This window comes from Brevibacterium sp. UCMA 11752 (assembly GCF_021532235.1).
Classification (GTDB): domain Bacteria; phylum Actinomycetota; class Actinomycetes; order Actinomycetales; family Brevibacteriaceae; genus Brevibacterium; species Brevibacterium antiquum.
Genome location: NZ_JACBOS010000003.1, coordinates 3525679 through 3551557 on the forward strand (window position 1 = coordinate 3525679; position 25879 = coordinate 3551557).

The 25879-nt window shown below is 62.3% G+C and carries 21 protein-coding genes; 17 read left to right on the plus strand and 4 right to left on the minus strand.

Annotated features, from left to right (window positions below; translation table 11 throughout):
• Positions 1-3: 3 nt before the first annotated feature.
• From HU144_RS15795 to ligK, 4 genes are all read left to right on the plus strand, one after another.
• Positions 4-1383, plus strand: coding sequence for an MFS transporter (locus HU144_RS15795; RefSeq protein ID WP_235352135.1), 1380 nt, complete (start codon positions 4-6; stop codon positions 1381-1383).
• A gap of 59 nt (positions 1384-1442) precedes the next feature.
• Positions 1443-2573 carry a 4-oxalomesaconate tautomerase gene (locus tag HU144_RS15800; protein WP_268826341.1) on the plus strand — a complete coding sequence of 377 codons (1131 nt, stop codon included), beginning with the start codon at positions 1443-1445 and terminating at the stop codon, positions 2571-2573.
• A complete protein-coding gene (locus HU144_RS15805) occupies positions 2570-3592 on the plus strand; it encodes an amidohydrolase family protein (RefSeq protein WP_235352136.1) in 1023 nt (340 codons plus the stop codon). Before HU144_RS15800 ends, HU144_RS15805 begins: the two co-directional genes overlap by 4 nt.
• A gap of 82 nt (positions 3593-3674) precedes the next feature.
• On the plus strand, positions 3675-4358 hold the full coding sequence (ligK, locus tag HU144_RS15810; protein WP_235352137.1) for a 4-carboxy-4-hydroxy-2-oxoadipate aldolase/oxaloacetate decarboxylase: 684 nt from the start codon (positions 3675-3677) through the stop codon (positions 4356-4358).
• A 25-nt stretch (positions 4359-4383) separates the two neighbouring features.
• On the opposite strand, the gene HU144_RS15815 is transcribed toward ligK, so the two are convergent.
• Positions 4384-7032 (minus strand): AAA family ATPase, encoded by a 2649-nt coding sequence (locus HU144_RS15815; protein ID WP_235352138.1) that lies wholly within the window; start codon positions 7030-7032, stop codon positions 4384-4386.
• On the minus strand, positions 7029-8162 hold the full coding sequence (locus HU144_RS15820; RefSeq protein WP_235352139.1) for a metallophosphoesterase family protein: 1134 nt from the start codon (positions 8160-8162) through the stop codon (positions 7029-7031). Before HU144_RS15820 ends, HU144_RS15815 begins: the two co-directional genes overlap by 4 nt.
• A gap of 192 nt (positions 8163-8354) precedes the next feature.
• Between HU144_RS15820 and HU144_RS15825 the strand changes: the two genes are divergently transcribed.
• From HU144_RS15825 to HU144_RS15835, 3 genes are read left to right on the plus strand one after another with little or no spacing between them, the layout of a single operon-like run.
• Entirely contained in the window at positions 8355-9197 is an 843-nt protein-coding gene (locus tag HU144_RS15825) for an ABC transporter ATP-binding protein (protein WP_235352140.1), read from the plus strand.
• A 51-nt stretch (positions 9198-9248) separates the two neighbouring features.
• On the plus strand, positions 9249-10304 hold the full coding sequence (locus HU144_RS15830) for an ABC transporter substrate-binding protein (protein ID WP_235352141.1): 1056 nt from the start codon (positions 9249-9251) through the stop codon (positions 10302-10304).
• A 3-nt stretch (positions 10305-10307) separates the two neighbouring features.
• Positions 10308-12452, plus strand: coding sequence for an iron ABC transporter permease (locus tag HU144_RS15835; RefSeq protein ID WP_235352142.1), 2145 nt, complete (start codon positions 10308-10310; stop codon positions 12450-12452).
• Positions 12453-12601: 149 nt separating this feature from the next.
• Here HU144_RS15835 and HU144_RS15840 read toward each other — a convergent pair whose 3' ends face one another.
• Entirely contained in the window at positions 12602-13501 is a 900-nt protein-coding gene (locus HU144_RS15840) for a LysR family transcriptional regulator (protein ID WP_235352143.1), read from the minus strand.
• A gap of 64 nt (positions 13502-13565) precedes the next feature.
• Here HU144_RS15840 and HU144_RS15845 point away from each other — a divergent pair, with 64 nt between their 5' ends.
• From HU144_RS15845 to nhaC, 8 genes are all read left to right on the plus strand, one after another.
• On the plus strand, positions 13566-15140 hold the full coding sequence (locus HU144_RS15845; protein WP_235352144.1) for a malate:quinone oxidoreductase: 1575 nt from the start codon (positions 13566-13568) through the stop codon (positions 15138-15140).
• A 471-nt stretch (positions 15141-15611) separates the two neighbouring features.
• A complete protein-coding gene (locus tag HU144_RS15850; RefSeq protein WP_235352145.1) occupies positions 15612-17177 on the plus strand; it encodes an ABC transporter substrate-binding protein in 1566 nt (521 codons plus the stop codon).
• A gap of 2 nt (positions 17178-17179) precedes the next feature.
• Positions 17180-18280: an ABC transporter permease gene (locus HU144_RS15855; protein WP_235352146.1), complete on the plus strand. Its 1101-nt coding sequence runs from the start codon at positions 17180-17182 to the stop codon at positions 18278-18280.
• A complete protein-coding gene (locus tag HU144_RS15860; RefSeq protein ID WP_235352147.1) occupies positions 18277-19218 on the plus strand; it encodes an ABC transporter permease in 942 nt (313 codons plus the stop codon). The genes HU144_RS15855 and HU144_RS15860 overlap by 4 nt, the downstream gene beginning before the upstream one ends.
• A complete protein-coding gene (locus HU144_RS15865) occupies positions 19215-20006 on the plus strand; it encodes an ABC transporter ATP-binding protein (protein WP_235352148.1) in 792 nt (263 codons plus the stop codon). Before HU144_RS15860 ends, HU144_RS15865 begins: the two co-directional genes overlap by 4 nt.
• Positions 20006-20824, plus strand: coding sequence for an ABC transporter ATP-binding protein (locus HU144_RS15870; protein WP_235352149.1), 819 nt, complete (start codon positions 20006-20008; stop codon positions 20822-20824). The genes HU144_RS15865 and HU144_RS15870 overlap by 1 nt, the downstream gene beginning before the upstream one ends.
• Before the next feature lie 35 nt (positions 20825-20859).
• Positions 20860-22002: a beta-aspartyl-peptidase gene (iadA, locus tag HU144_RS15875; RefSeq protein ID WP_235352150.1), complete on the plus strand. Its 1143-nt coding sequence runs from the start codon at positions 20860-20862 to the stop codon at positions 22000-22002.
• Entirely contained in the window at positions 21999-23444 is a 1446-nt protein-coding gene (gene nhaC, locus HU144_RS15880) for a Na+/H+ antiporter NhaC (protein ID WP_235352151.1), read from the plus strand. The genes iadA and nhaC overlap by 4 nt, the downstream gene beginning before the upstream one ends.
• Before the next feature lie 64 nt (positions 23445-23508).
• On the opposite strand, the gene HU144_RS15885 is transcribed toward nhaC, so the two are convergent.
• A complete protein-coding gene (locus tag HU144_RS15885; RefSeq protein WP_235352152.1) occupies positions 23509-24444 on the minus strand; it encodes a helix-turn-helix transcriptional regulator in 936 nt (311 codons plus the stop codon).
• Positions 24445-24462: 18 nt separating this feature from the next.
• On the opposite strand from HU144_RS15885, the gene HU144_RS15890 reads away from it, so the two are divergent.
• Positions 24463-24630, plus strand: coding sequence for a VOC family protein (locus HU144_RS15890; RefSeq protein ID WP_235352153.1), 168 nt, complete (start codon positions 24463-24465; stop codon positions 24628-24630).
• Between the two features lie 84 nt (positions 24631-24714).
• Positions 24715-25683: an IS1249 family transposase gene (locus tag HU144_RS15895; protein ID WP_235352154.1), complete on the plus strand. Its 969-nt coding sequence runs from the start codon at positions 24715-24717 to the stop codon at positions 25681-25683.
• The last annotated feature ends 196 nt before the right edge of the window (positions 25684-25879 follow it).

Genomic DNA, 25879 nt, shown 5'->3' on the forward strand with positions numbered 1-25879 from the left:
ACCATGGAAACCACCAACTCTGCCAATCGAATCAACCGACTGCCGATCACTCGATTCCACAAAATCATCATCGTCGTCGTGGCCGTGGCCTACTTCTTCGAATTCGCCGACATCAATACGTTTTCGACCACGGCACCCAAGATATCCCAAGTCTGGGGCCTCGACGTCAACCACATCGCCTACATCACGTCGATTTCATTCGTGGGAATGTTCTTCGGCTCCCTGATCGGTGGATGGTTGGCTGATCGAGCAGGCCGCAAGACAGCTTTCCTCTACACCACCGTTTGGTTCTCTGTCTTCTCTGCTGCGACGGTGTTCGCATGGAACATCTATGCGATGGGAATCCTGAGATTCCTCACCTGCGCCGGACTCTCAGCGATGACTGTCGTCGCCGTCATCTACGTCAATGAGATCTTCCCTGCGAAGGTTCGTGGAAAATACCTCGCGTATGCGATGGTGATCGGGATCTGCGGCACCCCGGTGACTAACCTGATCGCAAGCGCGATTGTTCCGATCAACGACTGGTCATGGCGACTGGTATTCCTGTGGGGCACCCTCGGCGTTGTCATTCTCTTCATGATTCGGCACCTGCCCGAATCGCCCCTTTGGCTCGAAAGCAAGAGGCGATTCTCTCAAGGTGAGGGCGTTCTCCAGGACATGGAGACCAAGGTAGCCGCCTTCGCCGGGGAGCTTCCCACACCACTGGCGCCCGTGGCAGAAGTCCGCGAACAGAAGACCTCCGGGCTGCGGACGATTCTGCAGCGGCGCTACTTGGTTCCTCTGCTCGTCCTCACCGTCCTGTGGGTAACTCAGACCGTCGGCTTCTTCGGGTACTCCAGCTGGGCACCGACGTTGCTGTCCAAACAGGGGATCAGCATTGAGGATTCCATCCTCTATGTCGCTCTGGCCACAATTGGCGCACCGCTCGGTTCCCTGCTCGCCGCATTCGTCACAGACAAGTTCGAACGCAAATGGCTGCTCGTCATCTTCGGCACGACGATCGGCATCTCAGGACTGCTCTACGGCCTCACTTTCAACCCAATCATGGTCGTCGTGTTCGGTTTCCTGGTCAACATGTTTGAGCGTGGCTACACGTCGCTTGCTTACGCTTACTCGCCAGAGCTTTTCGATACTCGAACCAGATCGTTGGGAACAGGCATCGCCTATGGAATCGGTCGTCTGTCCAATGCCATCGGGCCCCTGGTGATCGCGTCACTGTATACCTCGACCGGTTACGCCTCCGTATTCGTCTTCATCGCGAGCATATGGGTAGTCGGTGCGATCGTCCTGGCTCTGTTCGGGAGGAACACGAAAATCCCTGTGGTCCAACGAGCCGATAGCGCGTTAACAAAGACTGCCTCGGCGATCGGAGACGAAAAGTGAAGATGGCAGATCGTGCTCACCGCGGTTTCGCTCCGACCAACGACCAGAGCGCCATCAGGATGTGTCTGATGCGCGGCGGCACATCTCGTGGCCCGTTCTTTCTGGCATCGGATCTACCCGCGAACATTGAGACCCGCAATCAGGTTCTTCTCGCGGCTATGGGAAGTCCGCATCCATTGCAGGTGGATGGCCTCGGCGGTGGGCATCCCCTCACCAGCAAAGTCGGAATCGTCTCACCCTCACCACTAGATGAGGTCGATGTCGACTTCGAGTTCGCTCAGCTCCAGCCGAATGAAACATCGGTCCAAACGACGGCCAACTGCGGGAACATGCTTTCTGCTGTCGTGCCGTTTGCCGTGGAGTCTGGATTGATCATCCCAGACTCCGATTCCACCGAGGTCACGGTGAGAACTACCAACACTGGTCTCATCGCGACCATCACAATTCAGACACCGCGGGTGCCTGGGCGGAACGACCGAGCTGTCAGGTACGAGGGGGCAACGGCGATCGACGGCGTGGCGGGAACATCGAGTCCGGTGTCGATCATGTTCGTCAATACTGCTGGTTCAATTGCGCCGAGCCTTCTGCCCACCGGCAACCGACTCGACTCGCTTCCACTTCCTGACGGTTCCCAGATCGAGGCCACCATGATCGACAACGGCCAGCCTTTGGTGCTGCTGCGAGCAGAGGATCTCCGTCTCAGCGGTTCGGAAGAGACGACCGATCTGGCATCCGACTCCACACTGGTGAACACACTCGAACATCTGCGCCTTGTGGCCGGTCACAGGATGGGAATGGGCGATGTAACAGACAAGAGCTATCCGAAGATGACCATTATCGCGCCCCCAACCGATGGCGGTGCGATAAAGACCCGAAGCTTCATCCCACACACGGTTCACCCCTCGATCGGAGTGCTGGCGGCGCTGACCGTTGCGACCGCAGCAAGCACAGACGGCACTATCGCCTTTCCCCTGTCTGATTCGGGAGAGGGAGAACTGCGCACCCTGGACATCGAACACCCCAGTGGCGCGTTTCCAGTGGACCTGCAGGTCCGAGACAACGAGGTCATTCGATCGGGGCTCACCAGAACGGCTCGACTTCTCATGGCAGGTCAGGTATTCGTCCCCCGGTCCATTTGGAATTCTCCGCCCACCAAAAATCCGACTCACTCAGAAGGAACCCAACGTTGATCATCGATTGCCACGGACACTACACAACAGCGCCGGCCCCACTTGGTCTTTGGCGAGACGCTCAGATCGCTGCACTTGGAAATGGACCAGCACCGGATGTGGGCGGACCGAGGATCAGCGACGACGAGATTCGAGAATCACTCGAAGGCAATCAGCTGCGGTTGATGGACGAACGCGGAATCGATGTCACGATCTTTTCTCCACGAGCCTCATTCATGGCCCACCACCTTGGTGATTTCTCAACTTCCAGCGCCTGGGCAAGCATCTGCAATGACCTCTGTGCTCGAGTCGCCCGCCTGTATCCGGACCGGTTCTCCCCCGCGATCATGTTGCCACAAGCTCCCGGAGTTGATCCGGCAAGCTGCGTGGATGAGATCGATCGCTGTGTCAACGAGCACGATGTGGTGGCGCTCAACATCAATCCTGACCCTTCCGGCGGTCACTGGACGTCACCACCGCTCACCGACGAGTCATGGTTTCCGATCTACGAGAAGATGGTCGAATACGGACTGCCCGGAATGGTCCACGTATCAACATCAGTCAATCCAGCATTTCACACAACTGGAGCCCACTATCTCAACGCGGACACCACAGCAGTCATGCAGCTCATCGAGGGCGACCTCTTTGACAGATTCCCTGAGCTGAAACTCGTCATCCCCCATGGTGGCGGCGCTGCCCCTTATCATTGGGGGCGCTTTCGTGGTCTCGCACAGGCCCTCGGAAAACCAGACCTCGAGCAGCACCTCCTCGGCAACGTCTACTTCGACACATGCGTCTATCACCAGGCTGGGATCGACGAGTTGCTCTCGGTCATTCCTGTGGACAATGTTCTCTTCGCCTCGGAGATGATCGGCGCAGTGCGCACCGTTGATCCTACAACTGGATTCAATTTCGATGACACAGTCCGCTATATCCGCAATGCTGAACTGACTGAGCAAGAGCGCCAAGCCATCCTCGAACGCAATGTGCGACGAGTCTATCCCCGCCTCGACGCCCAACTGCCTTCGCCGGCGATTTGATCCCTGTCTTCAGTCTGTGAGGTCGTCGTCGATCTCTCAAGTGCCATCAGCATTCGAACCACCAACGGAAAAGGAAGATACTATGTTCGACCTCGGTGTAGTACACACGAAGACGCAACGTCCCGACCCTGAACACGTTGAGAGACTGAGCGCGTTCGGAGTTGCAACCATTCACGAGGCTCTGGGGCGTGTGGGCCTGATGCGCCCTTATATCCGGCCAGTCTACTCATCGGCCAAACTATGCGGGCCAGTCATCACCGTCCTCCTGCAACCCGGCGACAACTGGATGTTGCATGTCGCGGCCGAACAGGTGCAGGAAGGCGATGTCATCGTCGCCGGATGCACTACCGAAAGCGACGACGGCTTCTTCGGAGAACTTCTCGCCACTTCGATTCGAGCTCGCGGCGGACGTGGGCTCGTGATCGATGGTGGCTGCCGAGACACCGCTGAACTAGAGGACCTTGATTTTCCGGTCTTCTCCCGCGCCATCAATGCAAAAGGAACGGTCAAGGCAACTCTGGGGTCGGTGAACGTCCCTGTTGTCTGTGCCAATGCGCTTGTTCACCCGGGCGACGTGGTCGTAGCCGACCATGACGGCGTCGTCGTTGTGCCTCGGGATCGAGTTGCCGACGTTGTCCACGCTGCTCAGCGGCGTGAAGACAATGAAGAGGCTAAGCGCCAACAGTTCAGGCAGGGTCAGTTAGGACTCGATATCTACTCCATGCGTGACTCTCTGCAGAACACTGGTTTGAAATACCTCGACTGAGCTGCTGGCGAAGACGCGGCAGAAGTTACGTCAGGCTCACGGTCTTCGCTCCGCCGAGGCGGGCGAAGCGATCCGGCTGGCAGGTGAGCAGGATGACCTGAGCACTCTTCCCAACCGTGCTCAGGATGACGTTGAGCGCGTTGAGCCGCTGCGCATCGGCAAAGCCGAAGGCGTCGTCGAGGACCACAGGTGCCCCAGAATCACTGTCGACGAGTGTTGCCACTGCGAGTCTGCCGATGAGCGCAAGCTGCTCCTTCGTTCCGCCTGACAGCGATTCGAAGGGCACGGTTCGTTCGTTCAAGGTGCGTGAGACGATCTCAAGGTCCTCGGAGACCTCAACCGACAGTCCCTGCCCGAAGACCAGCCTGCCCAGACGCTCGATCTGCTCCTTGAACGGAGCCACGTACTTCCGCTGGGACTCTTCCTTGTGTTTGAGGACTGTGGTGCGCAGCAGGTTGATTGCCGTCGCCTGACGGGCCAGCCGTGCCTGCTTCCTCAGAGCCGATTCCAGCGCCTCTTCGGCAGCCGCAAGCTTTTCGTAGATGCCTTCACTGGCACGATCGTCGATGAGGGCAGATAGACGATCGACCTCCTGTCGCACTTCCTCTCGCTGGGCTTCCTTGCTGCCGACGAGTTGCCGCACGTTCTGCAGCTGCATCTCCAAGGACTCTGGGTCGGCTGCCTCGTAGGCGACTCGTGCTTCGTTGACCTGTGAGTCGACATTCGACGCTTGAGCCTTCGCAGACTTCACCGCTTCTTCCAGATCGGCGTCAGAGTTCGTCGTCCTTGCCGCAGCCAGACTGCTCGTCAGTCGCTCGTGCTGAGTTTCGGCTTCTTTCAGGCTGGTCTGTGCCCGGACCGTCTCCACGCGCGCGTCATCTCTGTTCGTGCGAGTTCGTTCGAGTTCGACGCGGGCGGCATCCACCGCGGACTGAGCGTCGTCGACAGTCTTCTCGGACTCTGTGACTGCCTTTTCGAGCTCGTTGAGGGTTCTCTCATCATGAGGACTGTCTGCCTCGGCGCCGTCCTCGGGATTGCCCTCGGTGCTTGGGCCGATTCCATCGGTTCCGAGGATCTGCTGTGCGCGAGCGAGCGCGGCTTCAAGCTTGTCGCGCCTGTCCTGGCCCAGGAGTACCTTGAGCGTCGAATCGGCCTCTGCCTTGACTGCTTCTGCATCAGCACGAACATCGGCTCTTTCCCGGGCTTGGGCCACGGAGTCGACATCGAGGCGCTGCAGCTCTGCGTCGAAGGCTTGTTTGGCCGAGGCCAGTGCCTTGTCCAGCTCGACCGGCGATGCTCCCGGACGCACGGTGATGTCAGCGATGCCCTCGATCGTGATTCGCACGTCCTTGATCGCGGCGAATTCTCCAGTTGCACCATCACCCAGCGCGGTTCCATCGACATCTATGGCCTGTGAGCCGAGGCGCTTCGCAACGATCTGTGCCGCGGCAGAGGTCTTCGCATTCTCCGCGATCCTCACCTCCGTCTCCAGCGAGATCAGCGCCTCGACGTCCTTGGTGGTGACCGCAATCGACCCGATCGTCGCCTGTGCCCGGCTCTTCTTCTCATCATGGTCACGGATAGTGTCGAGTCGACGGGTGAGTTCGGTGAGGTCAGTGCGGGCACGCGCCTCGGTCACGTCTTTGGCTGCAGCCTTCGCCAATGCACGTGCCTCGTCGAGCGCGCGCTGCTTGTCCTCGAGGGTCTTCTGCGTGCGAGCGAAGTCCGAGTCGATGTCACTTTGCGTCGCTTCAAGGTCAGTGACCGAAGTCCGGGTCGCAGTCACGGTCTCCTCGGCCGCAGCGACATCGTCGATGAGCTGTGTGCGTCGGTCCAGAGCGTCCCGGGCGATCTGCTCATCACGCTGTGCCGACTTCGCCTGTTCCATCGTCTGTTCGAGCACTGCTTTGAGTTCAGCCACGGCCTTCGCCGCCTGTTCGGCTTCGTGACGGTCATTCAGGGCCTGTGACAGCTGCCCCCGGACGGATTCCAGACGGGCAGCCGCCCTGGCGTGGTTGTCGACGAGCTCGTCCATTCCGCGGCTGCGTTCACGCAGCTCTTCGAAAGCGGCTTCGGCACTGGGGACTTCAGCATTTGCCGCTTTGTAGTCTCCGGTCTCTTTGCCGGATTTGGTGAAGTACTTCGAATATTCGACTTCGATCCGGTCGAGGAAGTCGTCGTGATCGGCGACCTCGATGCCCGATTCGTTGAGCGCGGAGTGCAGTGCCTTGATCTGAGCCAGCGGCGCCTGGGCCAGGCTTTCTCCCTGCGCCACGTCAAGGGCGACGAGGAGATCGACATCGACGGTGTCGGCGAGGATCGAGAGGAACCGGTCGTGGGCGTCATCGCTGCTCAGCTGTTCCGGTCTGGGTCTGATCACGCTGAGTTCGGTGAAGGGCTGTTTGATCCACCGCTTCCGGTACTTGATTTCGTAGTCCCCCGTGCTCAGGTGCAGGTCCACCTCGGGTCCGGCATCGACACCGACGGGTTGGGTCTCTTTGACACTGGCCTTGCGCGAGCTCGATTTGTCTTCGCGCAGATGGGTGATGGCTTCATGGATTGAGGACTTGCCGACCTCGTTGGGTCCCTCGACGACGGTGACGCCATCGCCGAATTCGACTCGGGAGTCCGCAATGCCTCGGTAATTGCGCAGGTGGATGGAATGGAATCTCATGATCCGCTCCTCGCAAATCGATACAGCAGCCCCAGTGCGTCCTGTGCCGCTGCAGCAGTTGGGTCGTCTCCTGCCGCGGCTTCCGCCAATTCGTCGAGGGTCTCCTGCAGGTATCCGCTCAGACCGAGGTCGGCGAAGTCTTCGTCGGCGGCGACCACCGCAATGTCCGTGTGCCGTTCCCACAGCGAGACGAGAGCGAAGAGGTCTGCGGCGTGGTCGAGGACTTCATCGAGGCGCGACTTCGCTGCTGTGGACAGTGTGCCTCTGAGAACGAGCCAGACTGCGGTGCTGTCCTTATTCGGGATGTCGGTCAGTCGCTGTTCGAGGCGGGTGACGTCCTCGTCCGAGTTCACGTCCTCCTCGACGACGAGGTAGGACCAGCGGCCGATGTGCACCTTCTCCACCGCGCTTGTATGCGTCTGGGGGTCGACATCGACGAGGAGGACATTGCCGGGATCGTCCTCGCGTCGAGAGGTCACCTCCGGGGCACCTGGGTACCAGATCGTCTCGTCGACGGAATAGGTGGCGTGCCTGTCACCCAGTGCGACGAACTGGGCACGGCCCTCCTTCACCACAGCCTTGAGACTGTCGGTGTCGATCGTGGCCAGAGATTCCCGATCGGGATCCAAGGTGCTCACGGCACCGTGGCCGGCGATGATGCGCACGTACCCTGGAGCCACCTCGGCGAGGTTCTGGGTTGCTTGGGCGACCAGGTCGCCTTGGGGACGTTTCGAGAACCACGGGGCACCGACGATTTCGACGCCCGGGATGACTTCGAACGGTTCGCTGTCGCGCAGGACGTGGACGTGGTCAGGCTGCCGGGACATGAAGGCGGGGGAATCGTAGATGGAGGCGGCGTCGAGGGGATCGTGATTGCCCGGCAGCAGGACGACGGGCACAGTGAAGGCGGCCAGAACCTCGAAGGTGCGGGAGATGATGGCTCGGTCGAGTTGGTTGGACTCGAACACGTCACCGCAGACGAGGACGAATTCGCATGACTGCTCGGCAGCGATCTCACCGATGCGCTTGACGGCATCGAGGCGGGCACGGTGAAACCGCGGGCGGGCTTCGGCACTGAGATAGTGCGCCGTCATGCCCAACTGCCAGTCTCCGGTGGCGACGAATCTCATGGGTTCCTCCTAGGTTCTCCCCCATCCTATGTATGCACATCCACCCTACGGACAGGCACTGACATGGAATGTGAAACAGGTCATACTCGCGGGGCGCGAAGGCAGCGATTCAGCCGGTCCCGCAAATCCTGCGGACCCGTGCCGCCGAAGTTTGTAACCCAGCCCACCCTTACTTAGGTTAGGCTATGCATCATGAACACGACCGGGACGATGAACATCACTGCGCTGCACGCCTCGGGCCTGCATTTGGGCTACGACCGCACACCGGTCGTCCATGACGTGTCCGTCTCAATCACTCCCGGTCGGGTCACGGCACTCATCGGACCCAACGGCAGCGGGAAGTCGACCGTGCTGCGGTCCCTGGCTCGTCTGCATCCGATCAGCTCCGGCGAGGTCACCATCGCCTCGGCGGGGTCGACCACTCCGACGCCCGCGCTGTCGGCACGCGAATTCGCCCGTACGGTCACTCTGCTCTCCCAGTCCCGACCGCATCCTTCCGGGCTGAGTGTGCGTGAGATCGTCGCCTTCGGTCGCCACCCGCACCGGCGCCGCTTCGCTTCCCTCACCGATGCTGACAGGGCCGCGATCGATCAGGCTCTGGAACTGACCGGCACCGACTCGATGGCCGAGCGTGCCGTCGATCAGCTCTCCGGCGGCGAGCTGCAGCGCGTCTGGCTGGCCACCTGCCTGGCACAGGAGACCGGGGTCCTGCTGCTCGACGAACCGACGAACCACCTCGACCTGCGCTATCAGGCCGAGATCCTCGACCTCATGCGCGACCTCGCCGACGATCACGGAACGGCCGTCGGCGTCGTTCTCCACGATCTCAACCATGCAGCCGCGGTCGCCGATGACATCGTCCTGCTCAGCCAGGGCCGAGTCAGATCCACGGGCACCTGCGAAGAGGTATTCACCGCCGACGTGCTCACCGAGGTCTACGGGCTGCCGATCCGCACGCTCGTCGATGAGGACACCGGGATGGTGCGCATCGAGGCGCTGCCCCGCCGTCGCCGTGCACTCGCAGCAGCTTCCTGAATCCATCACTGACAACACCGTTGCTTCACCTCTGAAGAAGGAGACACCTCTGTGAATACCCTGTCCCCAACACGTCCGCGCAAGCGCGTCATCGCCTTCGCTTCCCTCTCCGCCGCCTGTGCCCTCGCGCTGTCCGCCTGCGGCACGACGGGCACCGAGGCTTCGGCCGAAGACGGAAACTCCGAGTCGACCTCCGAAGCATGCGCGGACGACTCGAGCACCACCTCGGCGGACCCAGTCTCCGTCAAGGACGACACCGGCCACCAGATCAAACTCGACAAGCCCGCATCTACGGTCGTCTCACTCGAATGGCAGTACACCGAAGACCTGCTCTCCCTGTGCGTCGATCCTGCTGCCGTCGCCGATGCGAAGGGCTTCACCACCTGGGATACGGCAGAGAAGCTGCCCGAGAACACGACCGACGTCGGCACCCGGCAGGAGCCGAATGTGGAGTCGATCCTCTCGGCCAACCCTGATCTCGTCATCATCGAGACAACCTCCCGTGACGACAAGATCGTCGGCCAGCTCGAGGACCAGGGCATCCCTGTCATGGCGATGACCGGAGCCGACGGCAAGGACCCGGTCGCCTATATGAAGGACACCTTCTCCACCGTCGCCGAGGTCACCGGCCGCGGCGAGCGCGCCGATACCGTGCTGGCCGAATTCGATGCGAAGGTCGAGGAGTCGAAGAAGGCGCTCGAATCCGCCGATCTCGACACCAAGGAATTCGTCTACTTCGACGGGTGGGTGAACGGCTCGAATGTGGCGCTGCGTCCCTTCGGTCAGGGATCGCTCTTCGGTGAACTCGGCGAGGAACTGGGCCTGAAGAATGCATGGAACGGCGAGGTCGATCCCGCCTACGGACTGGGCCAGACCGATATCGAGGGCATCTCGAAGGTCGGCGACGCGAACTTCTTCTACACCGGCACCGATGATCCCGAGTCCGAGGACTATGTCGAGCTCCTGGAGAAGAACGACATCTGGTCCAACATTCCCGCCGTCAAGGATGATCGCACCTTTGCGTTCCCCTCCGGGATCTGGACCTTCGGCGGACCGAAATCGTCCGAGCAGGCTCTCGACGCCTACGTCGAGGCGCTGACCAAGTAGTCCATGACTCCTCCCGCACCCACGACCATGCCCACGACCACCTCGGCAAGCGATGGCTCGAAGCCGAAGCCTGCCTCACCCGAGCGAAAGGCCGGAGTCTTCAGTGCGCTCTCGGCCACCGGGGTCCTGCTCGGCCTGGTCATCGTCCTTGCTCTGCTCTCGGCATGGCACATCACGCAGGGCACCTCAGGGATCGGATTCCGTGACCTGTTCGCGACCCTGACCGGATCCATGTCTTCCTCCGCCGAGGCTGGTCCGAGTGCCCGTGACATCCTCATCGGGTCCCGGCTTCCGCGCGTGGGTGCGGGAATACTCGTCGGTGTCGCCCTCGGCGTCGCCGGTGCGCTGTTCCAGTCGCTGGCCCGCAATCCGCTGGCCTCACCAGACACCCTTGCCGTGACCGGTGGTTCGTACTTCGCAGTCACCGTGGTCACCGCCTTCGGCATCGCGATCCCGGTGTGGGCCTCCGGAGGCGTCGCCTTCATCGGCGGGCTGCTCGCCGCAGCTCTGGTGCTCGGGCTTGCCGGTGGTGCGGCATCGTCGACGACCCGCCTCGTGCTCGCCGGCACTGCGACCGCCTTGGCGCTGCAAGCCGGCACCTCGACCCTGCTCATCCTGTTCCAAGAGGAGACGACGAGTCTCTACTCTTGGGGTTCAGGCACCTTGAATCAGCTCGATGGGACCGCCGCGATCCGCAGCATTCCCGTCATCACCATCATCGTCGCTGCCGCAGTCCTGCTGTCGCGACGCCTGGATCTGCTCAGCCTCGGCGATGATGCCGCCTCCGTCCTCGGTGTGCCGATCCGGTCGACTCGCGCGATCGGGATTCTGCTCGCAGTCATCCTCACCGCAACGGCTGTGACTTTGGCCGGGCCGATCGGATTCGTCGGTCTGTGCGCACCGGTCATCGCCCGGCTGCTCGCTCGGCTGGTGCCGGTGCTGGGCCGACATGCAGTGATGATTCCGGCCACGGCGCTCATCGGCGCAATCATCGTCATCCTCGCCGACGCCGTGCTGCGCGCCATCGTCGGAGCCACGGAGGCGATCACCCTGCCCTCGGGTGTGACGACCACGGTGCTCGGTGCGATCGTCCTCGTGCTGCTGGCGAGATCCATGCGCGCTTCGGGGCCTGCCCAGGCGACCTCGGCGGCGCAGTCCCGGATGCACGGTCCGCGTCGGGCTGGGCTCGTCATCGCGTTCGGCGCAGTTCTCCTTGTCGTGGTGACTGTCCTCAGCCTGCTCTCGGGCGAACGGTTCTACCTCCTCGGCGATGTCCTGCTGTGGATCCGTGACCAGGCGGCACCCGTCATCTCCTTCACCTTCGACTCCCGCGCACCACGTGTGGCTGCGGCGCTGGCAGCCGGCGCCGCCTTGGGACTGTCGGGAACATTCGTCCAGGCCAGTGCCCGAAATCCGCTGGCCGAGCCGGGGCTGCTCGGCATCACCGGTGGTGCGGGACTGGGCGCCGTCATCGTCATCACTCTCGTACCTGGCGCCACGGTCGTGCTCATCTCCACCGCGGGCATCGCCGGTGCACTCATCGCATTCGCCATCGTCTACGGGCTCTCCTGGCGCGGCGGGATGAACACCGACCGGCTCGTTCTCATCGGCATCGGCATGTGGTTCGGATTCACCGCTCTGACCACTCTGTTCCTCGTTCGAGCGAATCCGTGGGACACACCTGCGCTCTTCACGTGGCTCTCCGGCTCCACCTACGGTCGGGCCTGGGCCGACGTCGCACCCGTCGCACTCGTACTCCTCATAGCGATTCCCTTGGCCTTCGTCTGGACCCGTGAGCTGGATCTGCTGGCCCTCGACGACGATACGCCGAGGTTGGTCGGAGTTCCGCGTGAACCCGTTCGCCTGGGCGTGCTCATCACGGCAGCAGTCCTTGCCGCCGTCAGCGTCTCGGCTGTCGGCGTGGTCGGGTTCATCGGCCTCGTCGCCCCGCACGCCGCCAGGGCTCTGGTCGGCGCTCAGCACGCCCGGGTGGTCCCGACGGCCATGCTCCTCGGCGCACTCGGCCTTGTCGTCGCCGACGCATTGGGCCGCACGGTCATCGCTCCTGCACAGATTCCTGCCGGTCTCATCATCGCCCTCATCGGCGCCCCCTACTTCGTGTACCTGCTGGCACGTTCGAAGGCGTAAGAGAACGCAACTGGCCGGTGGGCGCTCGCAGCACTCACCGACGACGGACTCTTCACAACCGCTTGCCAAAGGTATGGAGGTAAAGCACAAGTGACGCACCTGCGCACCTTTGCCAAGCGGTTGTCACGGTGCGACTGCCGGTACCGCGGCTACGGAGCCGCCCACTCCTGGGCACGTTCGTGGATGAAGTCGCGCAGACGAGCGACGACGCGACTGGGTCGGCGCACCGCGGAGCACAGTGAGACCTCACGGACATAGTCACCGCCACGCAGCTCAACCTCGGCGATGCCCTCCATGAAGCGAACATTGCGCGGGATCAGCGCCACTCCCATCCCCCGGCTGACGAATTCGCGGATCGTTGAGAATTCGGTGACCTCGGTCTTGACCCGCGGGACGAACCCGGCGTCTGCACACCACAGATCGGTGAGGCTGCGCAGATTGTAGGTCGCGGGGTTGGCGATGAACTCCTCGCTCGCCAACTGAGCAACGGTGATGCTGCGCCTGCCCGCAAGCCGATGGTCAGCAGGGAGTGCGGCCACGATTTCCTGTGAGGCGAGAACCTCATGTTGCAGCTCAACCGGGGGCGGAATGATGATTGCCAGATCCAGTCCTCCCTTCTGCAGGTCGCGGGCGAGCTCAGCGCCGTGCGCCTGCTTGAGGTCGAGTCTGATGCCCGGATGCCGGGAGCTGAAAGCGGCCAGCAGATCGGGGATCTGACCCGCTCCCATTGTGAGCGGAAAACCGAACCGGATGGCACCATGATCAGGGTCGGCCGCCTCGGCGATGTCGGTGATCGCGATCTCAACCTCTCGCAGCGGCCCCCTGATCGAATCCGCGAGTTCGCGGGCAGCGGCAGTCAGGCTGATCGCCCGACCGTCGGGAACGATGAGGGGCACGCCGAGGTGGTTCTCCAGGCCGTGGATACGTCGGCTCATCGTCGACTGCGGGATACCGAGGATAGCTGCCGCATCGGTCATATGCCCGTCCTGTTCGACGAGCTCGAGCAGAGCCGCCAACTGTGGGGCCTGGCCGGAGAGCAATTCATCCATGTACGGATTGTATCGATGTTCTTATTCATTGGACGGATGATTCTTCAGAGCTCATGGTGAATATATGAAGCGAAGCCCCGTCACACCACAGGACCTGCCCGACGCCGATGTCGTTCTCATCGGTGCGGGCATCATGTCGGCGACATTGGGATCAATGCTCGCCGATCTCGACCCCGACATGCGCATCGTCGTCCTTGAGAGGGCCAGCGACATCGCCGGTGAAAGCAGCCGAGCCTGGAATAATGCAGGCACCGGACATTCCGGATTCTGCGAACTCAACTACATGCCCGAACCCGGTGATGGGACGAAGGCCGCCTCGATCGCCGGCCAGTTTCACCTCAGCCGGCAGTGGTGGGCTCACCTGGCCCAGACCGGGCGCTTGGACCCCACCGAATTCGTGCACACCACAACTCACATGAACCTCGTCTTCGGTGACCGCGACGTGGACTACCTGCGACAGCGCGTGGAGACGCTGCGTGCTGACCCCCTGTTCGCAGACATGGACTTCACCACCGATCGCGGTGAGATCGCACAGTGGGCGCCGTTGACGATGGAGGGCCGACCCGATGACGGTGAGCCGATTGCCGCGGCCAGGAATCCGCGCGGCACGGATGTCGACTTCGGCGCCCTGACGCGAGGCCTGCTGGACATCGTCTCAGACCAAGCCCGTAACGAGGTCCACACCAACCATGAGGTCACCGAACTGCGCAGCACAGCAGCAGGCTGGACTGTCAGAGGCAAGACCGCTGGACCGGCGACGGCCTCGGGCACAGCGTCGAGGCCGGCCCGACCTTTCTCGATCAATGCGAAGCACGTCTTCGTCGGCGCCGGCGGGTTTGCCCTCAAACTCCTGCAGAAGAGCGGAATCCCCGAAGTCAGAGGCTATGCCGTACTGCCCGTCGGAGCTTCGTTCTACCGCAGCGCCACTCCTGCCGTCGTCAGCCGCCACGATGCCAAGGTCTACGGACAAGCCGATGTCGGCGCTCCCCCGATGTCGGTGCCTCACCTCGACAAACGCATCATCGACGATGAGGAGCACCTGATGTTCGGCCCCTATGCGACGTTCAGCACCAAGCTGCTCAAGCACGGTCACCTCAGGGACTTCTTCACGACCCTGCGACGCGACAATCTCCATGTGATCGCGGCGGCCGGCCTGCAGAACCTCGACCTCGTGAAGTTCCTCGTCACCGAGCTGGCGGCCGGGCCCAAGAAGAAGTTCGCCCAACTGCGCCGCTTCTACCCGAAGGCCAGGTTCAACGAATGGACGCTGGTACCGGCCGGGCAGCGTGCGCAATTGGTGAAACCTGACCCGAAGCGGGTCGGTGCCCTGCAGCAGGGCACCGAGCTCGTCGTCGGCGCGGACGGGTCGATCGCCGGACTGCTCGGAGCCTCGCCCGGCGCGTCCACGGCCGTGCCGATCATGCTCGACCTGCTGCGTTCGGCCTTCCCCGCCCAGTGGCATCGCGGTTGGAAGAACATCATGAGCCAAGCGATCCCCGACATCGACAGGACCGACTGGGACGCCGAGGCGGTCGGGGCCAGCTCGGCGGCCACCGACGTCGCACTCGGACTTGGCGCGCCCCACCTGCGCGCATCCGACCTGGGCGCATCTGACTTGGGTACATCCATGCAAAGCTGAGCAACTCTATGCAACGCTGCGCAGCCCCATGCAGCACCGCCCAACCCCATGCAACACTGCGCAGCACGCACGGCATGCGGGCCCGCCTCGGCGAGATCGAGCCCTCCTCCCGGGCCCGCAGGCTGCGACCGCTAGCCAAACGTGTGAATGTCGAGCACAAGTGACGCACTTACACACGTCTGCCTAGCGGTTACTGCAGGAGCCGCCCCCGCGGTTGCCGCAGGAGCCGCCTAGCGGTTGTCAAACGAGCCGCCCTCTAGCGGTTGCTGCAGGCACCGCCCCAGGGGTTGCTGCAGGAGCCGCCCCAGCGCCGCGACGGCTGCCCGAAGAGCGATCGGGCCGAGGCTCCCACCTGGTGAGACATTGGCAGAATGCCACAGCAGAAAACACTCAGCGTTGTGGCATGGCTGATTGAACGGGGGCCGGTTCGGATTTAGTGTGAGCTACAACACCTACCGTAAGGAATCTCACATGAAGGTCCGCCTCCCCCGCCGAGCGCTCGCAATCGGTTCAGCTCTCGCTCTCACCTTCGGTCTGGCTGCTTGCAGCGGAGGAGACCAGGGAGGAGGCGAGGCCGGCGACACGATCGTGGCTGAGACCGCGTTCAACCTCAAGACGATCGATCCCCACCGACAGTTCGAGTTCACCGGCTCGACGATCGACACTGCGATCTATCAGACCGCCTTGGAATTCAAGGACGGCGACCTGACCAAGCCAACCGACGGCCTCTGCTCCTTCGAGATGTCCGATGACGACAAGAAGATGACGCTGAAGCTCAAGCAGAAAGACGCGAAGTTCTCCAACGGCGATCCTGTCACCATGGACGACGTCGTCTTCTCCTTTGAACGGCTCAAGGGCATCAAGGGCAATCCCTCGTTCTTCCTCGACGGCGTCTCCATCAAGAAGGTCGACGACGAGACCGTCGAGCTGACCAGCAAGAAGCCCAATCCTGCGCTCCCCTACATTCTCCCCAACGCCTCGATCGGAATCGTGAACTCGAAGGTCGTGAAGGAGAATGAAGGCACCACCGACGAGAAGGACGGCGCCGAAGCCTTCCTCAACGAGAACTCGCAGGGCTCGGGTCCGTACAAGGTCGAGAAGTACGATGCCGACAGTCAGGTGGTGCTGACGGCAAACGAGCACTACAACGGACCCGCACCGAAGTACAAGCGCGTCGTACTGCGCAACGTCTCCGCAGAGACCCAGCTGACCGACATCCAGTCCGGCCAGACGCAGGTCGCCTACGACCTCAACTCCGAGCAGGCGAAGCAGATCGATGACTCCATGGGTGAGATCGCGAGCCTGCCCTCGACGCGCAGCCTCTACATCTTCAACAACACCGACGAGAAGCTCGGCGGACCTGCCGCCGATCCGAACTTCCGCAAGGCCGTCATGTCTGCCATCGACTACGACAAGCTCATCGACCTCGCCGGAGAAGGATCGCAGCGCATGGCCAGCCTCGTCCCCAACGAGTTCGTCGGTGCTGTGCCGAAGGATCAGGCACCGGAGAAGGACCTGGCCAAGACGAAGAAGCTGCTGAAGAAGGCCGGCTACGACGGTGAGAAGATTCCCTTCCACTACTCGAGCGACCAGTCAGTCAACGGAGTCGACCTGGCTCAGCTGGCGGAGACCCTGCAGGCTCAGCTGAAGGAAGCCGGCATCAACCTCGCACTGAAACCGGCACCGAGTTCGACACAGCTCGACGGATTCCGCTCGGCCAAGCAGCCCATGGGCATCGGCACCTGGGGTGCGGACTACCCGGATCCCACGAACTACAACGTCTTCATCCCCGGCGGCAGCGTCGCCGACCGCGTCAACTGGAAGTCCGATCCGAAGCTGAAGAAGCTCGCAGCCGAAGCGGAGAAGGCCAAGGACGGCGACCGTGACGCCGCCTACGCCAAGCTGTACAAGGCGACCACTGACACCGGAGTCTGGATTCCTCTCGTCCAGCCCGTCAACACCGTGGCAGTGGGATCGAGCATCAACAAGTACGTCTCCAATGCCGACATCACATTCGACTTCGCGAAAGCTGAGTGAGGATGTCGGTCTCAACCACCGATAGCTCTACCGTCCACCCGCCGAGCAGCGACGAAGCACAGCGCATCAAGCCACCGCTGCTGCCCCCGCTGCTGCGCTACATCCTCATCCGGATCGGGATCAGCCTCATCCTCATCTGGGGTGTCACGATCGTGACGTTCCTGATGACAAACCTGGTCCCCACCGACCCGGTCGCCGCCATCCTCGGCGACCGGGCGGCGGCGGACCCGGAGATCGTCGCCGCGACCCGCGAGCGCCTCGGTCTCGACCAGCCGCTCATCGTCCAGTACTTCACTTATCTGAGCAACCTGCTCCAAGGCGATATGGGTGTCTCGAACCAGACCCGGACACCAGTCCTCCAGTCGATCGGCCAGGTCTTCCCTGCCTCGATCGAGCTGGGTATCGGAGCCATCCTGATCTCGGTCATCATCGGCCTGCTGCTTGGACTGGCCAGCGCGCTCAAGCAGAACACGATCCTCGATCACGCCATCCGCGCCTTGAGCCTCATCGGCATCTCGGCGCCCACATTCTGGATCGCCGCGGTCGGCTACTACGTCTTCTTCTTCAAACTCCGCGTCGTTCCCGGTGCCGGGCGCCTTGACCCGTGGATCACTCCACCGCCGAGGGTCACCGGCCTCTACACCGTCGACTCTCTCCTGGCCGGTCAGATGTCGACGTTCATCAACGCATTCGGGCATCTGATTCTGCCCTCGTGTGTGCTGGCACTGTTCACGATCGGCCTGCTCACCCGGTTCAGCCGCTCAAGCGTTCTCGACATCATCCGACTCGACTACGTCACCGCTGCCCGAGCAAAGGGGCTGCCGGCGCGCACGGTCGTCTTCAAGTACATCTTCCGCGGTGCTCTCGTCCCGATCATCACGGTCGTCGGCCTGGCTTTCGGCTCGCTCCTGTCCGGAGCAGTCCTGACAGAGACCGTGTTCGCGTGGAACGGCCTGGGACAGTACGCCTTCCGCGGTGCGACGACACTCGACCTGCCCGTCATCATGGGAGTCGGACTCGTCATCGGCATCGTCTACATCATCGTCAATTTCATCGTCGACCTGATCTACGGCTTCGTGGATCCGAGAGTGAGGGTGCGATGAGCATCGGGACCCCCAAACAGCCGCCGACGAACACCACATCCGCCAGCGCCGAGGCGGCAGATCGCAATCCTGTCGACCGCGGTGTCAAACGGTGGCAGTTGCGCTTTCCAAAGGCACTGCGCACTCCGCTGGGTTTCATCGGAGCCATCATCCTGACCATCTGGCTGATCGTGGCGCTCTTCGCACCACTTCTGGCACCGTTCAATCCGCTGGCACAGGATTTCCCCCGGCTCAGTGCTCCTGGAGGCGAAAACCTCCTGGGCACCGACACCTTGGGCCGTGATGTTCTGTCGCGACTCATCGTGGCCGCACGCACCACACTGCCGGCAGCCGTCTTCGTCGTCATCTGCTCGGCCGTGCTCGGTTCCGTCCTCGGTGCGATCGCCGGCTACTTCGGACGAGCCGTCGACGAGATCATCATGCGCATCGCCGACCTCGTCTTCGCCTTCCCCACGATCATCCTCGCCATGGTCATCGCCGCAGCACTGGGACCCGGCCTGAAGAACGCGATCATCGCCATCCTCCTCGTCTCCTGGCCTTCATACGCCCGCGTCACCAGATCTCTGGTCATGTCAGCACGCAACAGCGAATACGTTGTCGCCGGACGCCTCCTCGGCTTCAGCGCCGGAAAGTCCCTCATCCGGGAGATCTCACCAAATGTGCTCTCTCCTGTCGTGGTTCTTGCCACCCTCGATGTGGGCTCGGCGATTCTCACGATGGCCGGTCTCTCGTTCCTGTCCCTGGGCGTCGTCCCACCGACACCGGACTGGGGCGCCATGATCAGCGAGGGAGTCTCGCAGTTCGCCGCCTGGTGGATCGCGTTCTTCCCCGGCCTGTGCATCCTCACGATCGTCATGGCCTTCAACTTCATCGGAGACAGCCTGCGCGACTCCCTTGACCCGCATACCGCACAGGAAGTGGGAGAAACCACCTCATGAGCATGATCAGCATCCAAGACCTCAACCTATCGGTGAGGACGGGCAGGGTGGAGAAGCACATCCTGCGCAATGTCTCGTTCGATCTGGAGGCGGGAAAGATCACCGGTGTCGCAGGTGCCTCCGGTTCGGGCAAGACGCAGACAGGACTGGCGATCATGGGCCTCTCCCCCGCCGGTGCCCAGCTCAGCGGCAGCATCGACTTCGACGGCACCGAGCTGGTGGGGATACCCGCCAAGGTCCACAACCGCCTGCGCGGCGTGCAGCTGTCGATGGTCTTCCAGGATCCAGCTTCGGCGTTCCATCCCATGCTCACCATCGGCGATCAGATGACCGATCACTACCGGCATCACAAGAAGGCCTCGAAGAAGGACGCCCTCGAGCGCGTCGTCCACATCCTCGAACGCACTCACGTCCCCCACCCTGATGAAGCGATCGGGAAGTACCCGCACCAGTTCTCCGGTGGTCAGCTGCAGCGCATCGCCTTCGCCTCGGCGATCATCTGCGATCCGAACGTGCTCATCGCCGATGAACCGACCACTGCCCTCGATGTGACTGTGCAGGCCGGAATCCTGCGCCTGCTGCGCGAACTCTGTGATGACCTCAACTTGGCCGTCCTCCTCGTGACTCACGACTTCGGTGTGCTGTCCTCGGTGGCCGACACCATCGTCGTGATGAAGAACGGGTTGGTGGTCGAGACCGGAGATCGTGAACCTGTCATCACCGCACCGAAGCATGAGTACACCAGATCGCTCATCGAATCACTGCCCGGAGCGGAGGTCTCACGCTGATGACAACCACGACGACGACCGAGGACCCTCCTCGTGCCTCCCAGGCTCCACTGCTCGAACTTGAGAACGTCTCCTGCGAATACAAGCTCAATGGCGGCGGCCGATTCCGTGCCGTCAGCAACGTCTCACTGCAGCTGGGGCATTCGGAAGTCCTTGGCCTCGTGGGCGAATCTGGTTGCGGGAAGTCCACACTGGCCAAGCTCATCTGCGGACTCGAGAAGACCGCAGGCGGCACCATCACCTTCGAATCCCACCCGGTGAAGCCCTTGGGCCTGGCTCGCCGGCCCAAGCATCTCCTGGGAGTCCAGATGGTCTTTCAGAACCCCTACGCGTCGTTGAATCCGCGCAGACGCATCAGGGATCAGCTCACTGACGCACTTGCCCTCGACCCGGAACACAACTGGACGGTGGAGTCCCTCCTCGAAGCGGTCGATCTGCCTGTCGATGCTGCGCAGAGGTTCTCGCATTCGTTCTCGGGCGGACAGCGGCAGCGCATCGCCATTGCGCGTGCACTGGCTGCCGGTCCCAAGGTGCTCGTCGGTGATGAGCCGATCGCCTCCCTGGATGCGTTTCTCCAAGCCAGGATCGCGCGGATGATGAGGGACCTGGCCATCGACTCCGGTGCGTCCATGATCTTCATCAGCCACGATCTCTCGGTCGTCCGTGACATCGCGGACCGTGTGGCCGTGATGGAGGCAGGTAACATTGTCGAGGTCGGTTCGACAGAACAGATCTGGAATGACCCGCAGCATCCCTATACGAAGAAGCTGCTCGCGGCCATCCCAAAGGTCGACGGCAAGGGGATCATCCCCGGATAACGGCAGCAAGAAGCGTCGCAAGGAGAAGATGAATCATGGTGACATTGCTGCGCGGAGCAGACATCTGCGCCCCGGAACGGCTCGGGAAGCAGGACATCCTCATCGAGGGGCAGCAGATCACCTTCATCGGCGATCTGCCCGCCGAGGCGCTCCAGGGTCTTCCCAACGCCACAGTCATTGATGCCCAGGGGCTCACGGCCACTCCCGGTTTCATCGACCCGCATGTTCATATCGCCGGCGGCGGGGGCGAAGGCGGGTACGCAAACCGCACTCCCGAGATCCGCATCAGCGACATCGTGAGCGCCGGAGTCACCACCGTCATCGGCTGCCTGGGAACCGACGGGGTGACCCGCAGCCACTCCGATCTCCTCGCCAAGGCCCGAGCTCTCGAGACCGAGGGCATCACCACCTATATCTATACGGGCAGCTACCAAGTTCCGGCCCGGACGCTGACCGGTGCTGTCATCGACGATGTCGTCCTCATCGACAAGGTCATCGGCGTCGGAGAGGTCGCGATCTCGGATCGGCGGTCGTTCCAACCCACCGTCGAGGCTCTGGCCGAGCTCGTCAGCCAGTCACATGTGGGTGGACTGCTGTCCGGCAAGGCCGGCATCACTCACTTCCACGTCGGTCCCTACTCGACCCGACTTGCCCCGCTGCACCGGCTCCTCGACGAATATCCGATCGCGCCCCAGGCCGTCTACGCCACCCACATCACCCGGTCCCCCGAACTGCTGGCCGACGCGGTCGATCTGGCCGCCAAGGGCGCCATGGTCGATATGACGGCCTCGTCGACGACGACGCAGTCGCTGCAACGCTACATCGACCTCGGCGGGGATCTCAGCCGTCTCACTCTCTCCTCCGATGCCAACGGCAGCCTGCCGGAGTTCGACTCCGACGGACGTCTCATCGGCATGGATGTTGCCAAGCAGACGACTCTGTACGAGCAGGTGTGGGCGTGTGCCGACCTGCCTGGTGTCGACCTGACTCAGGCAATCTCACTCGTTACCTCCAATACCGCAGATGTCCTCGGCCTCGAGCACAAGGGACGCCTCCGCCCCGGTGCGGATGCCGACATCCTCCTCACCGATGACAGCCACACCATTCAGCTCGCCTTTGCCCGAGGACGAGAGTGCGTCCGCAGCGGCGCCCCGCAGATCCAAGGAACCTTCGAATGAGCCACGAGCAGAACACGGCGACTCCCACCTCCACCGATGTGGAGGAGAAGCGTCCGCCCCTGGGGTGGTCACTGGTCCCCCTGGCCGCGATGCTCATCCTGTTGGCGGTGGGCTACGGCGTTCTCGGGCTCGCACCCGAACCGCTGCTGATCCTCTCCGCGATCATCGCCGGCCTGGTGGCTCTGCGGATGGGGCTGAGCTGGGAGGAGATGCTCCTCGGGATCAGGGAGAAGCTCGACACCGCGATGCCGGCTCTGCTCGTGCTCATCTCGATCGGCATCCTCATCGGCACGTGGATGATCGCGGGAACCATTCCGATGATGATCTACTACGGCCTGGGGCTCATCAGCGCACAGTTCATCGTTCTCATCGCCTTCGTCATCTCCGCGATCGTCTCGGTCATCACCGGAACATCGTGGGGTTCGGCCGGAACTGTGGGCGTCGCACTGATGGGAATTGCCGCGGGCTTGGACGCACCGCTGGCGGCCACTGCGGGTGCCATCGTCGCCGGTGCCTACTTCGGCGACAAACTATCACCGCTGTCGGATACGACGAACCTGGCTCCGATCGCTGCCGGCACCACCTTGTGGGAACACATTCGGCACATGCTCTACACCACGATCCCGGCCACCATCGTGGCGCTGGCGCTCTACCTGTTCGTCGGCATCAACCAGCAGTCCGGCGGGACCGATTCGGAGCAGATCACGGCCGTCACGGGAACCTTGGACAGTCTCTTCTCCTTCAACGTCCTCCTGCTCCTGCCGATGCTCATCGTCCTCGGCGGAGCGATTCTCAAACTGCCCACACTTCCGACGATCATCGGCTCGTCTTTGGTGGCCGGTATCCTCGCTGCGATCTTCCAGAAGGTCAGCCTCGAATCGATCTTCGCGTCCACCGTCGACGGGTTCACCCCGGACATGCTCGAGGTCGGGTCCTCGACCCTGAAGAATCTGGACCCGCAGGTCGTCGAGTTGGTCTCACAGGGTGGCATGGCATCGATGACCGGTGTCATCCTCATCGCGTTCAGTGCCTTCGCCTTCGCCGGCATCATGTCCAGATCCGGTGCTCTCGAGACCATCATTCGGTCTCTGCTGAAGTTCGTGAAGCGTACGGGAGATCTTGTCCTCTCAACCGTGGTTTCCTGCCTCACGATGGCTGTGGTGACCGGAAATTCCTACCTGTCGATCATCGTCCCTGGCGAACTGTTCAAGAAGGCCTACGCCGACCGGGACCTGTACGCGAAGAACCTCTCACGCACGCTCGAAGACTCAGGCACGGTCATTGTTCCGCTGATTCCCTGGTCCTCGGCTGGCGTCTACATGGCCGGTGTCCTCGGAGTTTCCGTTCTCGACTACGCCCCGTGGGCCGTGTTCTGCTATGTCGGCTTCGCCTTCGCGATCATCCTCGGATACACCGGCTTCGGCATCGCCAAACGACGCTGACCTGCGATGGTCTCGGCTCCGCCCGGCCCTTTCCGCACCAATCTGATTCACTGCTGTGGCTGGTTCACTGCTGTGGATGGCCGCTCCTCTTGTGAGCACTGAGATATTCGGTCGGCGTGTATCCGGTGACGCGGTGGAAATCCGCAGTGAAGTGCGATTGGTCGAACCACCCGAGCTCCGCAGCCAGTTCACCGAATGCTCCGTCCCATCCCCGGTCGAATGCGGCAATGGCGTCCCTGATCCGTGCCCGGACCAGGATCTGTTTGACCCCGACACCGCAGTGATCCTGAAACAGTCGCTGCAGCGAACGCTCGCTTGTCCCGCTGTGCAGCGCCAGATCGCCGAGGCTGATGATCGTCGGGTCATCGAGCAGGACGAGGATCTGGCGGAACCTGGCATAGCCCTCGGTCATCTGCGGACGAAAAGACAGCAACCAACTCTCGATCGCGCTCACGACAGCGGCCAGGCCGTCCTCGGTTTTCAGGCGATCACCGACAGCCAAGCAATCGTGGACAGGCAGATCACCGTGGACAGGCAGGTCGGCGTCGATGCCCGGGAACCAGGCCCGAGCAGGCACCGTCGTATCCCGAATCGTCGCGGGTGATTCGTTCGCGAAGGCCACAGTGCCGCCGAGGTGGAAATTGACTCCGATGACACCGCCGCGGCCGAAGAGCCCGACATCGAATCGACGTCCCGTCACCGGACCGGTCAGCCAGATTCCTGCACCGCTTGTGTTCGCTCGGCCGATGTCACCGTATTCGAGAGTGAGATTGATCGTAGGCTCCGAAACCGTCGCCGTCTGATAGCGCTCGTCAGCGGCCAGATCCCAGTTCACCGACCAATAGCGCTTCACCCACGGCCGCAGCTCTTCGGCAACGTCCGTGACGGCTGAGTAGTGAGCGTGCTCGAGCATCTCTGCCGGTTTGAGCACCCGTCCGTAGAAGTGGTCGGGCGGTGTTTCGCCACGTGGCGGGTTTTTCCTATCGACGACCTCGTCCATGGAACAAGAATGGCAGACATGACTGACACAGAGATGAAAGTTTCCGATTCCACCACCTCGAGGACCCCTGTCGCGAAGCTCGCGATGGTCACGCTCGACGCCCCGGACGCTTCGGCGCTCGGCGACTTCTATTCCGCGGTGCTGGGTTGGCCGGTGGCGTACTCAGACGAGAACTACGGGTTATAGGCCAGATTGTGTGTACAGGATAGGGCCTTTGCCCAGTAGGCAGTAGGCCAAGACGGGGTTGAACATGGTCTGGAAGCATGTTCAGTGTCCATTCCCAGGAATCATCCCCGCTGTGGTGTATGTGCGAACAAGCTCGTTAGGAACGGCAAGACCACTGCTGGACGGACCAGGTGGCGGTGCAAGCACTGCGGCGCCTCGACGTCTCAAACCCGGGCTGATGTCACTAGAAGAGCCGAGTTCGCCAGCTTCATGGCCTGGCTGACGAGTACCCGTGACAGGGGCGACTTCGCCACCAGCACACGCACCTTCGCCAGGCGCACACAGTGGTGTTGGAACGTGGCCCCCACCCTGTCGCGTACAGGCGAGATCCGTGACCAGATCATGCTCGATGGCACCTACTTCAACGGATGGTGCGTCCTCATCGCGACCACCGGCACACACGTCATCGATTGGCAGTGGTGTGACCAGGAAAAGACCGCATCATGGACGGCGCTCATCGAACGGATCCCGGCCCCCGTCGTCGCGGTCGTTGACGGTAACGGGCCCCTGATAACGACGATCAGGAGGCTGTGGCCATCGACGCGTATCCAGCGCTGCTACTTCCATATCCGCCAGGGCGGAAACAAACACCTCACACGGCGACCGAATCTGCCTGCGAACAAGGAACTTCTCGCGATCTACACGATGCTCACTCAGGTCAAGACTCACGATCAGGCTGCCGCGTGGATGGGTGAGTTCGCTGCATGGGAAGCGCGGTGGCAGACCTTCCTCAAACACCGCACCCGAGCCCACGCCGGCACTCCTCGACCCTCGCACGTCAGACCGGGCCAGACCTGGTGGTACACACACCTACGGACCAGGCGGGCGTGGAGACTCCTGGCCGGACTGGTCCGTGACGAGCAACTCTTCGTTTGGCTGGACCTGGTGGAAGAAGGAATCACGGTCGCGACGACGACCAACCCTTTAGAGGGCGGGCCGAACAGAGCTATCAAGGAATTCCTGCGACTCCACAGGGGCCTCCCGGCCGATCATGCCAGGCGGGGAGTCGACTGACTGTTGTATCTGCAGACAGAAGCTGCGAGGGATCCGTGGGACTTCGTCACGTCGGCTGCGTGGACCAGGAAACCTACTCGAATAGTCACGAGGCCAGATGCCGGCCGCCCGGAGACAACGTCTTTGTACGGGACCTCGTTCAGTCTCGAGGACGGTAACGGTATCCAGAAAGGTTGGGGTGGACGATCACGGTGAA